This is a genomic window from Jeotgalibacillus sp. ET6 (assembly GCF_029667115.1).
Taxonomy (GTDB): domain Bacteria; phylum Bacillota; class Bacilli; order Bacillales; family Jeotgalibacillaceae; genus Jeotgalibacillus.
Map to the genome: position 1 here is coordinate 1 of NZ_JARUIU010000091.1, position 273 is coordinate 273.

The 273-nt window shown below is 67.0% G+C and carries 1 protein-coding gene; it reads right to left on the reverse strand.

Annotated features, from left to right (window positions below):
- The coding region (locus P6709_RS19920; protein WP_278242636.1) for a hypothetical protein at nucleotides 1-273 on the reverse strand (273 nt) is incomplete at both ends.

A 273-nucleotide genomic window follows, 5' to 3' on the forward strand; every position in this document is an offset into this window, starting at 1 on the left:
CGACTGCCCGCCGAACAGCCATGATTTCAACTGGTGGCCGGTCGGCAGATAGGCATTCTCGTCGTCGGCCAGCGCCAGCCACGCCTTTTGCTGGCTTTTCGACGCCATCGTCAGGTGGCGCACGGTCGCCGCGTCGATCCGTTCCTTGCGGTAGAGGTCGCGGATGGCGGGGAGCAGGTTGCCGAGTGCCAGCACGCGCTTGACGGTGAGGTCGGGCAATCCGAAGGTCGCGGCGATGTCCTCGACCTTGCGGCCCTCGCGCACGAGGCGGGT